At 68.7% G+C, this 13281-nt stretch carries 9 protein-coding genes and 1 pseudogene; 5 read left to right on the top strand and 5 right to left on the bottom strand.

What is annotated here, in order from left to right:
* The 5 genes and pseudogenes from IN820_RS22640 to IN820_RS11810 form a co-directional block, all read right to left on the bottom strand.
* Positions 1–536, bottom strand: a pseudogene (locus IN820_RS22640) (energy transducer TonB); the annotation flags it as partial.
* A gap of 2 nt (positions 537–538) precedes the next feature.
* Positions 539–1000: a protein TolR gene (tolR, locus tag IN820_RS11825; RefSeq protein WP_193681173.1), complete on the bottom strand. Its 462-nt coding sequence runs from the start codon at positions 998–1000 to the stop codon at positions 539–541.
* A gap of 11 nt (positions 1001–1011) precedes the next feature.
* Positions 1012–1725: a protein TolQ gene (gene tolQ / locus IN820_RS11820; protein ID WP_193681172.1), complete on the bottom strand. Its 714-nt coding sequence runs from the start codon at positions 1723–1725 to the stop codon at positions 1012–1014.
* Positions 1726–1791: 66 nt separating this feature from the next.
* Complete coding sequence (locus IN820_RS11815) at positions 1792–3714, bottom strand: phytase (protein WP_193681171.1); 1923 nt, start codon at positions 3712–3714, stop codon at positions 1792–1794.
* Positions 3715–3791: 77 nt separating this feature from the next.
* Entirely contained in the window at positions 3792–6272 is a 2481-nt protein-coding gene (locus IN820_RS11810; RefSeq protein ID WP_193681170.1) for a TonB-dependent receptor, read from the bottom strand.
* Positions 6273–6769: 497 nt separating this feature from the next.
* On the opposite strand from IN820_RS11810, the gene IN820_RS11805 reads away from it, so the two are divergent.
* From IN820_RS11805 to IN820_RS11785, 5 genes are all read left to right on the top strand, one after another.
* The gene (locus IN820_RS11805; protein ID WP_193681169.1) at positions 6770–7684 is read left to right on the top strand and encodes a GGDEF domain-containing protein; all 915 of its coding nucleotides are present in this window, start codon (positions 6770–6772) and stop codon (positions 7682–7684) included.
* Positions 7685–7695: 11 nt separating this feature from the next.
* The gene (locus IN820_RS11800; protein WP_193681168.1) at positions 7696–8733 is read left to right on the top strand and encodes an AraC family transcriptional regulator; all 1038 of its coding nucleotides are present in this window, start codon (positions 7696–7698) and stop codon (positions 8731–8733) included.
* Positions 8734–8782: 49 nt separating this feature from the next.
* Positions 8783–9685 (top strand): LysR family transcriptional regulator, encoded by a 903-nt coding sequence (locus tag IN820_RS11795; RefSeq protein WP_193681167.1) that lies wholly within the window; start codon positions 8783–8785, stop codon positions 9683–9685.
* Positions 9686–9788: 103 nt separating this feature from the next.
* Positions 9789–10586 (top strand): formate dehydrogenase accessory sulfurtransferase FdhD, encoded by a 798-nt coding sequence (gene fdhD, locus IN820_RS11790; protein WP_193681166.1) that lies wholly within the window; start codon positions 9789–9791, stop codon positions 10584–10586.
* 5 nt (positions 10587–10591) lie between these two features.
* Positions 10592–12943, top strand: a complete 2352-nt coding sequence (locus IN820_RS11785) for an FdhF/YdeP family oxidoreductase (RefSeq protein ID WP_193681165.1) — start codon at positions 10592–10594, stop codon at positions 12941–12943.
* The last annotated feature ends 338 nt before the right edge of the window (positions 12944–13281 follow it).

Here is a 13281-nt window from a genome sequence, read left to right as displayed (position 1 = left end):
GCCTCGGCCGCTGCCAGCCGGGCACGCTCGGCCGCCTCGGCCTGGGCAGCCGCCTCGGCTTCCAGACGTGCGCGCTCGGCCTGTTGCTGCGCTTCGCGGGCCTGCCGTTGGCGTTCGCGCTCGGCTTCCTGGCGCTGGCGTTCCTCGCGCTGGCGCTGCCGTTCGTGCCGCTGCTGCTCGATGCGCGCCTGCTCGGCACGTTCGAGAGCCAGCTTGGCCTGTTCCCGCCGGCGCTGTTCGATGCGTGGGTCGACCTCCGGCTGCGCCGGCCGGGCCTGCGGCGGCTCCGGCTCGACCGGCGACTCGGCCAATGGCTCGACCACGGGTTCGGCCGGCGGCTGCGGCAGGCTGACCAGTTGGGTCTTGAGCACGCGGCTGGCAGCGGGCGCGTTCAGTTCCGGCGTCCAGCCGTGTAGCAGCAGGCCGAGTACGCCGGCATGCAGCCCCACGGCGAGCAGCGCGGCGCCGAGGTCGCCCGGCCAGCGGCGCTCGGCGTGGCTGGCGTTGCGAACGGTATCCAGGGTCAGACTGATCATGCTCAGGGCCGCCCCGTTTCGGCCGGCGCCTCGGTGATCAGCCCGAGATCGACCACGCCGCCGCGCTGCAGCTCGGCGATGCCAGCGACCACGCGGCCGTAGTCGGCGGCCTCGTCGGCCCGCACGTAGACCTGGGTGTCGCCGCGCGCGGCGATGATCGCGGCGACCTTGGCCCGCATCTCTTCGAGATCCACGGCACTGTCGGTCTGCTGCTCGACGTCCAGCTCGGGGCCCAGGTTCCAATAGAAGCTGCCGTCGGCCTTCACCGAGAGCGTGAGGATTTGCCGCTCGTTCTCGGCCGGCAGCGCCTCGGCCGCCACCTTGGGCAGCTCGATCTTGACGCCCTGCACCAGCATCGGTGCGGTGACCATGAAGATCACCAGCAGCACCAGCATCACGTCGATGTAGGGCACCACGTTCATTTCCGCCTTGGGCCCGTGTTTGCGCTGTGGCCTGACTAGCATGGAAAGCCTCCTCAGGCGGCTGCGGCGACGCTGGGCGAAGCGCCGTGCAGATGGCGATGCAGCCGCGCCTGCAATTCGTTGGCGAAGGCGTAGTAGCGGCCGACCAGCGTCTGCCCGCGGGCGGCGAAGCGGTTGTAGGCCATCACCGCCGGGATCGCCGCGAACAGGCCGATGGCCGTGGCGATCAGCGCCTCGGCGATACCCGGGGCGACGGTGGACAACGTCGCCTGCTGCACCTGCGACAGGCCGAGGAAGGAATTCATGATCCCCCACACGGTGCCGAACAGGCCGATATAGGGGCTGACCGAACCGACCGTGGCGAGGAACTGCAGGCCCTTTTCCAGGCGTTCCTCCTGTTCGGCGATGGCCACGTACAGGCTACGCTCGACGCCCTCGGCCACCACCTCCGGGGCGATGCCCGGCTGGCGCCGCAACTGGCTGAACTCCTCGTAGCCGGCGAGGAAGATGCGCTGCAGCGCGGCCTCGGCCGCCAGCGGCTGTTGCTGGCCTTCGCGGTAGAGCTGGGCGAGATCGGCGTCCTCGCGGAAGCGCCGCAGGAAGCCCTGCAGCAGGCGCTCGCTGCGGTGCAGCGCGGTGCCGCGGCGGATGATCAGGAACCAGCTGGAGACCGAGGCCAGCACCAGGATCGCCATCACCGCCTGCACCACCAGGCTGGCTTCGCTGACCAGCCCCCAGACGGACATGTGCTCGAGAGTCGTTTGCATGAGTCGTTCCTCCTGCCCGCATGGGCAGCTGCTATTGGATGGCGGGTCGGTTACCGGGCGATGACGTCAATCCAGGCCCAGCGCATCGGCAACCGCCGACCAGGGCAGGTACTTGTAGTTCTGCGTGCCCTCGGGCATGCGCTTGCGGCCGTCCTGCACCACCAGCATGCCGCGGCTCCAGAGGCCGCCGAGGTTGGCCGAGGTGACGTCCAGCCCGTCGGTTTCCGAGGCGCCGTCGATGCCGCGCTCGGCGTTCAGGCCGATGCGGAAGGCACCGCGCACGGCATAGGGCGCCTGGGCGTCGAGCACCACGTAGCTGTCGTTGCCCTGGCTGGAGATGACCAGGTAATCGCCGCGCGCACCGTGGTAGAGCGCCAGGCCCTCGATGTCGGCGTACACCGGCCCGCCGACGCCGATCACCTGTTCCGGCGTCGCCGGCGCCTCGGCGCGGGCATCGAGCACCCAGACGGCGATGTCCTCTTCGCCGACGAACAGCCGCTCGCCGCGATCGTCGGCGACGCAGCCCTCGGGCTGGCTGGCCAGTTGGAAACGCCGCATCAGCTCGCCTTGCGGCTGCCCGGAGGCGCCATCGAGGCGGTACTGGACGAAGGTCCCGTCCTTGTCGTTGGCGATGGCATGGATGGCGCCCTGGCGGTCCTTGAACAGGCACAGGCCGTAGATATCGGCCAGCGGCGTGGCGACCTGGCCGATATCCGCGAGCACGCCGCTGGCGGGATCGATGGCGAACAGGTGCAGGCTGTTGCGGTCGCGGTTGCTCGCCACGGCCAGGTCCACCTCGCGTGCGCCCAGGCGGAAGCCGCTGCGTACGTCGACGTTGTTCAGCCGGCCGACACGCAGGTCCTGGACCTGCCGACCGTCGAGGTCGTAGACCACCAGGCCGCCCTTCTTGTCGGTGCCCAGCACGCGGCTCTGCGCCGGGTCATGAGGGTTAACCCAGATCGCCGGATCGTCCGCCGCATCACCCAGGCTCGGCACCGGGCCGGTCTCGACCGCGGCCGGCAGGCTGGTGATCGGGGCCGCCTCTGGCAGCGCCTCGGGCTGCCAGGCGAGCTGCGCCGCATGCAGGCCGCGTTCGTCGGCCAGCAGCAGTTCGATGCCGTCCCGGCTGCGGCGGGCGCTGATCCGCTCGGGCTCGTCGAAGCCCTCCAGCGCCAGCACGCCATCGGCCTGCCAGCCGGCTTCGGTCTGGCGATACAGATGCAGCGCCGGGGCCTGCGGGTCCAGCGCCAGCAAGCCGCCCGGCACCCGCGCCATGCCGGCCGCGGCTCCGGCCAAGCTGCCGAACGGCCGGCGCAGGTCCAGCGGTTCGCGCTGCAGCGGCGCTTCGGCATCGGCCGGGTAGCGCCAGAATCCGACGTTCTCCTCGTTGACGTAGAGCTGCCCCGCGGCATCGTCCGCCTGGCAGAACGCACTGTCCGGCGGCAGGGCGAGCCCGCGCACCCGCCGCGCATCCTTCAGCAGGCGGCCCTCGCTGGCGACCAGCCACTGCTCGCCGACGCCCTCCTCGCCGAGCAGGAAGAGAAAGTCGTTGCGCGCGCTGTCGCGGTACAGGCACAGCCCTTCGATGGCGAAGGCGGTGCGTGGCAGGAACAGCGGCTGGCTCCAGGCGTGATGGGCATCCAGGCCGACCAGCAGCGCCTGCTGGCGATTGCGTTCGACGCTGGCCAGCAACAGGCCGTTCTCGTCGGCGCGGTGATCGAGGCCTTCGAAACGCCCCGGATACTCGCTGAGCACCTGCTGCTGGCGATCCAGCAGTTGCAGGCCGCGAGCGCCTATCTGCAGCCGGTCGGCGCCGGGCCAGAAGCCGTCGTTTTCCAGCAGTTGGGCATCTTCCAGCCCGGCGATCTGCCCGGCGACGGCCAGGCCCGGAGTCGCCACCGGGAGCGCGTCGTCGCGGCTGGCGGCCTGACAGGCCGCCAGGGTGATGCACAAGGCCAGCAGCAGGGGTTTGTGTAGTGGTGCATGCATGAAGCGCGATTCCAATCAGGCTGCCGCGGGCCGCTGCCCGCCGAAAAGGGGAACGGCGGGCAGCGGAGCGGCATGGGTCAGAAGTGGGTCAGGGTCAGGCCGAGCTTGTAGGTCGGGCCGTACTCTTCGTACTGGGCGTTGTAGGCGCGACGGCCGGCGTAGACGTAGTAGGACTCGTCCGTCAGGTTCAGCGCCTCGAAGGTCAGCTGCAGGCTCGGCGTGAGGAAGTAGCCGGCCTTGAAGTCGACGAACAGCTGGTCGTCGACGTACAGGTCGTGGGCCTTGTCGTCGATACCGGCCACTTCGTACAGGTATGCGGATTTGTAGTTGGCCGCCAGGCGCAGGTTGAGGCGGTCGTTCTCCCAGCCGAGCATCAGGTTGCCGACCGTGTCGGAATGGTTCGGCAGGTCGATGCTGCGGCGCATGCCCTGCCCTTCGATGTCCGCATCGGATTTGCTGAAGGTGGCGTTGGCGCCGAGCAGCAGGCCGTTCCAGGGCGCCGGCAGCCAGTCGAGCTTCTGCGAGTAGGCCAGCTCCAGCCCATAGAGCTTGGCGCTGCTGCCGTTGCGGTAACTCAGCGCCTCGTCGAAGGCCGCCCACTGGCCAGTGCCGGCCAGGTCGGTGTTGTAGATGAAGTTGTCGATGTCCTTGTAGAACAGGTAGGCGGAAACGACGCCGGCGCGACCCATGTAGTGCTCGATGCCCAAGTCGTAGTTGACCGACTCCAGGGGCTCGAGGTCGGGGTTGCCGAACTCGGCGTCGTCGCCGTCGATGACGAAGCCCGGCGCCAGCTGGCCGAAGGTCGGACGCACGACCGTGTTGGTCCAGGCGGCGCGGATCAGGGTGTCGTCGGTCAGTTGATAGCGTGCATGCAACCCCGGCAGCCAGTGGTGATAGCTGTTGCGGCTGGAGGTCGCCTCGAACTGGTCGTCGCGCATCCCGGTGCCCTTGGCGCGGAAGCGCGTGCCCTCGTAGCGCAGGCCGGCGATGACGCGCCAGCGGTCGATGTCCAGGGTGTTCATCAGGTAGGCGGCGTTGATGTCCTCGTGCATGTCGAAGTCGTTGATGCGCGACTCCTCCTCGTCGTGGAACTGGCTAGCGTCCAGGCCCGCGATCGCGCGCTCGATCGCCGAGGCGCTGATGCTCCGGCCGAAGCGGCCGAGCGCGTAATCGACGTTGCCGCCCTGGAAGTCGGCCAGGGTCAGGTCGTCGAAATCGTCGTAGGCCCAGACCTCGGTGTCGTTGTCCTTGTGCCGGCGGCTGAGCTTGCCGCCGAACTTGGCCTGGGCGGCATGGCCCTGGATGTCGTAGTCGCGCGCCAGGTCCAGGCGGATGTTCTTCTCGCGGTCGCGGGTGTCGGTCTTTTCCCATTCCACCTCGTCCAGCTCGAAGGCGGCCGGATCGTAGAAGGACGGGTCCACCAGCAGGCGCGGCTTGCGCGTGTCGGAAAAGCCGGCGTCGGCGAAGTCGCCCTCGAAGGTGGCGGCGGAAATGCCGCCGGGGTTGCGCTCGCGGGACTGGCTGTAGCCGACCTGCCCGCTCAGGGTCCACAGGCCCATCATGCGTTCGCCGCCGAACACGTAGGACTGGATGGTCTGGGTTTCCTCGCGCGACTTCAGCTCGCGCCAGCCCTCGGCGTCGCCGCGCTCGCCGGGCAGTTGCGCGTCCTCGAATTCGACGCCCGCGGCGTTGCGGGTTTCGCTGTCCTTGAAGCGGCTGTACAGCGTGCGCAGGTAGTAGTTGCTGACATCGTCGGGCTTGTAGTCGAAGTTGAGGCCGAAACCGGTGCGCTCGCGGGTGATCCGGTAATCGCGCTGCTCCAGCTCTTCCAGCCGGGCGCCGTCGTCGAAGTCCCAGGCGCCGCCGGTCTCGACGTTGTCCGAGCCGAAGTCGCGCTTCTGCCAACTGAGCGCTGCGGCGACGCCGAAGTTGTCGACGCCGTCGCCCAGGCTGAAGCGGTTGCTGATGGCGCCGGAGAATTTCGGGCTGGTCTTGTCGACGTTGTCGTCGTAGCTGCCCTCGCCGCTGATGCTGTAGAACAGCCCGTCGTGGTCGAAGGCCGAGAGGCTTTCCACCTCGATGGTGCCACCCAGGGAGTTGGCATCCATGTCCGGGGTCAGGGTCTTGACCACCGACAGTGACTGCACCAGTTCCGAGGGCAGCACGTCCAGCGCCACGGCGCGGCGGTCGCTTTCCGGCGAGGGCACCAGGGTGCCGTTGATGGTGACGCTGTTCAGGTCCGGCGCGATGCCGCGCACGCTGACGAAGCGCCCCTCGCCCTGGTCGCGCTCCACCGACAGCCCGGGGATACGTTGCAGCGCCTCGGCGGCGTTGTCGTCGGGCAACTGGCCGATGCCGTCGGCGTGCACCACGCTCTTGACGCTGTCGGAACGGCGTTGATCCTTCAGCGCCTCGTCGATGCTGACGGCCTGGCCGATGACCTCGACGTGCTCCATGACAAGCGGCTCCTCGGCCCAGGCCGAGCCGGCGCTGACGGCCAGGGCCAGCAGGCTGACGCGGAACCCCGCGCCGCCGATGCCGCTGCGGTATGTGCTCATGAACAATCCCCCCGAACTGTGTTGGCCGGGCCCATCCCGGAACTGCAGCGGACGGTAGGCGGGGCAGATGGCGGTTCTGTGACAGGCGCGGCGGTCAGGGCGCAAATACGGGGATCTGGAGGGTTTCCGGCGGGGTTATGAGCCGATATGACCCGGAGCGTAGCGGGCGAGGCAGGCCGGATAAAAGCCTGAAGTCTGGAAGCTTGAAGCCTAAAAGTAGCGTAGGGCGGGTTGCAACCCGCCGCTTCGGCGTTGGCTCCAGCATCGTCCGCGCGGGTTGCACCCGCCCTACAGCTTGAGGCTTGAGGCTTGAGGCTTGAAACCCAATGAAAGCAAAACTTTCATCACACCTCTGGCGCCCGAGCCTCGGACAATTCACGCTCCAATCGAATCTCCCCTGAGCCGAATCGACCCCCGGCCGCTTCATCGAACCGTCACATCCGTCTGTTTCCGTGCATGCACGCCACCGGCGCGAACCCAGGCCACGGAGACCCTCGATGAAGTCCCTGCTCAAGCTCCACACCCTCACCCTGCTGGGCCTGGCCCTGGCCGCCAACGCCGGCTTGCAGCTGCTGCTGGCCGCCGGCGAGATCAAGCCGTGGGCCGAAATCGACTGGATGGACGTAGCCGGCGAAGGCGGCAGTGCGGTCCTGGCGCTGGCCTGGCTGATCATGCTGCTGCACAGCCGCCCCGCCGGTCGCGTGACCCGGCTGCTGGCGCTGGGGCTGGCCTGCATCTGTTTTTCGTGGTGGATGGATCTGCTCGACGAATTCATCCGGCTGCCCGCGACAATCGCCTGGGACAACTGGCTGGAAACCGCGCCGATGCCGGTCGGCCTGATCCTCCTGACCGTCGGCATCTATCACTTCAACCAGGAGCAGCGCGCCATCAACGCGCAGATGAGCAAGCGCGAGCGGCTGTTTCGCGAGCATCGCCTGTTCGACAAGCTGACCCCGCTGGGCACCGCCGAATACCTGCGCCGGCAACTCGACCTGGCCCTGCGCCAGGCAACCGAGGAACAACGCCCGCTGTCGCTGCTGGCTGTCGACCTGGACGATTTCAGCCGGGTCAACCAGCGCTACGGCCAGGACGAAGGCGACCTCGTGCTGCAAGCCGTGGCGCAGCTGCTGGTGCTGAACCTGCGGCACCAGGACCTGCTCTGCCGGCTGGCGGGCGATCGTTTCGTCGTGCTTCTGCCGGACACCTCGGAGCAGCAGGCGCGGCAGCTCGCCGAGGAGCTGGAGACGGCCGTCGCCAGCCTGGCGCACAAGACCCGCCAGCACGGCGAACGCCTGCACCTGCATGCGAGCACGGCGGTGGCGATGGCCTTCGACGACGATGCCGAGCAACTGCTCCGGCGCCTCAATCTCGGGCTGGCCAAGGCCAAGCAGTCCCTGTCGCGCTGTGCCTGAGGCGGCGATTAATGAATGGCCCGCTGCGCTGGTACGAATGGGACACCCGCTTCATCGCCGCGCACCATCAGCCGGCGGTGCTGCTGGACCTGGCGCTGTCGCGCGGCATCGACAGCCACGCGCTGCTGCGCGGCAGCGGCCTGTTCTACGAGGATGTCGCCAGCGGGCAAGCGCGTATCAGCCCGGCGCAACTGCTGGTCCTGATCGGCAACGCCGAGCGCCTGCTGGGCGCCGCGGACAGCAGCTTCCTGTTCGGCCAGCGCCTGCTGCCCGGCCACTACGGCGACGTCAGCCACGCCCTGGCCAATGCCGGCAACCTTATCCAGGCGCTGGAGCGACTCTGCCAATTCCGCGCCCTGCTCTGCCCGCTGCTGGCCCCGCGCCTGTTGCTTGATGAGCGTCAGATGCATCTCTACTGGCTGGACGGCGGCAGCGCCGGGCGCCACCAGCGTTTTCTGATCGAGGCCCACCTGACCGCGGTCGTGGCGCTGTGCAAGCGCGGCTCGGGCCTGCGCCTGCCCTGGCGCTTCCAGTTCGCCTATGCGCAACCGCGACATGTCGAGCAGTACTGGGTGCACCTGGGCGACAACCTGCAGTTCGACCGCCAGCTGACCCTGCTCAGCCTGCCGCGCGAGTACCTGCATCGGCCCTGGCCGGACGGCTCGGCCACGGTCGGCCAGGTCGCCCATCAGGCGAGCCAGCGGCAGATCGATGCGCTGGAAGGTCCCAGCGCCTTTCTCGACACGCTCTACCAGTACCTCCACTCGCATATCCGCGAGCCGCTGAGCCTCGAACGTGTCGCGCTGGCATTCGCCATGAGCCCGGCGACTCTCAAGCGCAAGCTGGCCAAGCACGGCACGCATTTCCAGGAACAGCTCGACCTGGTGCGCAAGCACGTCGCGCTCTACCTGTACCAGAGCCAGGGACTGGGCAACGATGCCGTGGCCCGGCACCTCGGCTTCAACGACACCACCAACTTCCGCCGCGCCTTCAAGCGCTGGACCGGCGTGGCGCCCAGCGGCCTGCAGCCGCTGTTCGATGCGCCCTGAGGAAATGCTAAGGTTCGACCCGCACAACCTTCGACCCGAGCGGACCGGCATGGACATCAAGCAGTTGAAGTTTCTCGTGGCGCTCGACGAAACGCGTCATTTCGGCCAGGCGGCCGCGCGCTGTCATGTCACCCAGCCGACGCTGTCGATGCGCCTGCGCGGCCTCGAGGACGAGCTCGGGCTGCAACTGGTGACCCGCAGCCAGCGCTTCGAAGGCTTCACCGCGGAGGGCGAGCGGATCCTCGCCTGGGCACGCAGCCTGTTGGCGGCCCAGGATGGGCTGTACGCCGAGGCCGCCTCCTGCCGTGGCCAACTGGTGGGCACGCTGCGCCTGGGCGTGGTGCCGCTGGCCGGCTTCGACCCCATGCAGCTGGTCCAGGCATTCGCCGAACGCCATCCCAGCCTGCGCTTCGAGCTGTTCGCGCTGAGCAGCGAGCAGATCCTCGAACGCCTCAACCGCAATCTGCTGGACCTCGGGCTGTCCTATCTGGAACGCCTGGACGATGCGCACTTCGCCAGCCTGACGCTGGGCGAAACCCGCATGGGCCTGCTCCACGACGAGCGCCACTTCCGCTTCGCCGAACCATCGCTGCGCTGGGAAGCCCTGGCCGACCTGCCGCTCGGCCTGCTGACCGGCGGCATGCATTTCCGCCAGTCCATCGACCACGCCCTGCGCAGCCGCGGCCTCGCCCTCGCACCCCGGCTGCAGACCGACGCCGTGCACCACCTGCTGCAGGCGGTCGGGGCCGGCCTGTGCTGCGCGATCATGCCGCTGGACAGCGGCCTCGACGCGCTGGACGAACGCTTGACGCTCACTCCGATCGAGGGCGCCAGCACGCTTGCGCCGCTGGGCCTGATCCTGCGCCGCGGCTCGCCCCGCTCGGCCCTGGGCGAGGCCTGTTTCGACGAGGCGCGCGAGCTGCTGCAACGGCCGAAGGCGCGCATCGACTGACCTCTGATCGATACGCTCGATCACCCCATCGAACATAGCGATTGGACGGCCGCGCCCAGCAATCCTAGGCTCCCCTGCGTCGACCTGTCGCAGGCCCGCCGCCATGCACTACGCCACGCTCCACTACGCACAGACCGCCACGCCAGGGAATCCGGGCGCCGCGGTGCTGGCCGAGGAATGCGCGCTGGCCATCGCCTACAACGGCCTCAACCAGGCGGTGATGATGGTGACGCCGCAGGACCTGGAAGAATTCGTCGTCGGCTTCAGCCTGAGCGGCGGGCTGATCGAGCGAATCGATGACCTGCGCGACCTGCGCCTGCACGGCAGCGGCAATGCCCGCCATGCCGAGGTGCAGGTCAGCCCGCGCGCCTTCTGGGTCATCAAGCAGCAGCGTCGCCAACTGGCCGGCCACAGCGGCTGCGGCCTGTGCGGTGTGGAGGCGCTGCAGCAGGCGCTGCCGCAACTGGCGCCGCTGCAGCCGGTCGCGCTGCCGCCCGACAGCCATTTTCATGGCCTGCGCGAACGCATCGCCGAAGCCCAGGTGCTCGCCCGCGACAGCGGCGCGCTGCACGCCGCGGCGTTCGTCGACGGCAGCGGCGCCATCGCCCTCTGCCGCGAGGACATCGGCCGGCACAACGCGCTGGACAAGCTGATCGGCGCGCTGGCGCTGCAACGCCGGCAAGCACGCGACGGCTTCGCCGTGGTCACCAGCCGCTGCAGCCTGGAACTGATCCACAAGGCCGTGCGCGCCGGCATCGGCACGCTGGTCAGCCTGTCCGCACCGACCAGCCTGACCGTCGAATGGGCGCGCCGGCACAACCTCAACCTCATTCACCTGCCCCATCGCAGCGCCCCGCGGGTCTACAGCCCGGCGCCGGCCCTGCCCGACCACAACGGATGATTCCCATGAGCCGCACCTCCCGCTTCCATCCCGCGACCCGCTTCCAACCCTATGCCGGCCCGGCCGGGGGCTGGGGCGCACTGCGCAGCGTGGCCAGCGCCTGGCTCGGCAGTGGCAATGCGCTGAAGAACATCCGCGCCCTGCTCAGGACCAACCAGAACGGCGGCTTCGACTGCCCCGGCTGCGCCTGGGGCGATTCGCCCGAAGCCGGCGCGGTGAAGTTCTGCGAGAACGGCGCCAAGGCGGTGAACTGGGAGGCCACTCGCCGCCGCGTGGACGCCGCCTTCTTCGCCCGCCACAGCGTCGCCCAGCTGCGCGAGCAGAGCGACTACTGGCTCGAATACCAGGGCCGCCTGACCGAACCGCTGCGCTACGACGCGGCCAGTGATCGCTACCTTCCAATCAGCTGGGACGATGCCTTCGCCCTCATCGCCGAGCACCTGAACGAGCTGGACAGCCCGCACCAGGCCGCCTTCTACACCTCCGGCCGGGCCAGCAACGAAGCCGCCTACCTCTACCAACTGTTCGGCCGCGCTTTCGGCACCAACAACTTCCCCGACTGCTCGAACATGTGCCATGAGGCCAGTGGCGTGGCGCTGGGCGAATCCATCGGGGTCGGCAAGGGCACGGTGACGCTGGAGGACTTCGCCCACGCCGATGCGATCTTCGTGCTCGGCCAGAATCCCGGCACCAACCACCCGCGCATGCTCGAACCGCTGCGCCAGGCGGTGGAGCGCGGTGCCCAGGTGGTCTGCTTCAATCCGCTGCGCGAGCGCGGGCTGGAACGCTTCCAGCACCCGCAGAAACCCATCGAGATGCTCGCCAACCAGGACGCGCCGACCCACAGCGCCTACCTGCGGCCCAACCTCGGCGGCGACCTGGCGGTGCTGCGCGGCATCGCCAAGTACCTGCTGCAATGGGAGCGCGAAGCCCAGGCCAGCGGTGCGCCGGCGGTGTTCGACCACGCCTTCCTCGCCGAACACACCCAGGGAATCGACGACTACCTGGCGGCGGTGGATGCCACGCCCTGGGCGCAGATCGAACGGCAGTCGGGCCTCGGCCGCGAGGAAATCCGCCATGCCGCGCAGGTTTACCGCAACGCCGGGCGGACCATCGTCTGCTGGGCCATGGGCATCACCCAGCACCGGCATTCGGTGGCGACCATCCAGGAAATCACCAACCTGCTGCTGCTGCGCGGCAACCTCGGCAAGCCCGGCGCCGGTGCCTGCCCGGTGCGCGGCCACAGCAACGTGCAGGGCGACCGCACCATGGGCATCAACGAACGGCCGCCGGTTGCGCTGCTCGACGCACTGCAACGCCATTTCGACCTGCCGATGCCGCACCAGCCCGGCCACAACACCGTGGAATGCATCCAGGCCATGCTCGCCGGCCAGGTCAAGGTATTCATCGGCCTGGGCGGCAATTTCGCCCAGGCCACGCCGGACAGCCCGCGCACCCAGCAGGCGCTGCGCAACTGCGACCTGACCGTGCAGATCAGCACCAAGCTCAACCGCAGCCACCTGACCATGGGCCGCAATGCCTTGGTCCTGCCCTGTCTCGGCCGTACCGACATCGACCGCCAGGCCGGCGGCCCGCAGGCGGTCACCGTGGAAGACTCGTTCAGCATGATCCACGCCTCCTGGGGGCAGCTCGAACCGCTGTCCGCGCAGATGCGCTCGGAACCGGCGATCATCGCCGGCATCGCCGCCGCCACCCTCGGCAAGCGCCCGGTGGACTGGCTCTGGCTGGTGCAAGACTACGCGCGCATCCGCGAGCTGATCGCGGCGACCATTCCGGGCTTCGCCGGTTTCGACCATCGGCTGCACCGCCCTGGCGGCTTCTACCTGGGCAACGCCGCCGCGCGGCGCGAATGGAATACGCCCAGCGGCCGTGCCGAGTTCAAGGCCCATTCGCTGCCGTCGGACCTGGTGCCGGAGCAGGCACGCCGACCGGGCGCAAGCGCCGACCTGATCCTGCAGACGCTGCGCTCCCACGACCAGTACAACACCACGCTCTATGGCCTGGACGATCGCTATCGTGGCGTGAAAGGCATGCGCGAGGTGGTGTTCGTCAACCCCGCCGACATCCAGCGCCTCGGCCTCGAGGCGGGCCAGCAAGTCGACCTGCTCTCGCTGTGGGACGACGGTATCGAACGCCGCGTGCGCGGCTTCACCGTGCTCGCCTACGACACCCCGCCCGGCCAGGCCGCGGCCTACTACCCGGAAACCAACCCGCTGGTGCCGCTGGAGAGCTTCGGCGAGCGCAGCCACACGCCGACCTCGAAGTTCATCGCCATCCGCGTCCTGCCCAATACCCTGGCCGATGCAGGGAAGCAGTTGCGGGTCAACGAAAGGTAGCGGACGAATCGGCCAGCGTCCCGTCTGCTTAGTCTGTCAACTCACTGGGCATTAAGTTGTAGGAGGCGCCTGCGCGTCTCTGATGCAGCGCTGTCGGGCAGCAAACAGGGTGCAGCCCCGGGAAAGCCGCCTGTGCACACCGCGCCCGTAGGAGCCCGGGGCGGCGCCGAGTCCTTGCCGGCGATCATCGGCGTTGCGGCCGATCGCCCGCAAGCGGGCGCCTATGGTGGGGCAAAAGGATAGGCTCTGTCCGAGTTGGCTGTTGCGGATAGACGTATCCCTGTAGGAGAGGGCGGGGACGCCGAGTCCATGCCCGCGAATATTCCAGCGCGCAAAGC

This window comes from Pseudomonas lopnurensis, assembly GCF_015070855.1.
Taxonomy (GTDB): Bacteria; Pseudomonadota; Gammaproteobacteria; order Pseudomonadales; family Pseudomonadaceae; genus Stutzerimonas; species Stutzerimonas lopnurensis.
This window is presented reverse-complemented; position numbering and strand designations above follow the sequence as displayed.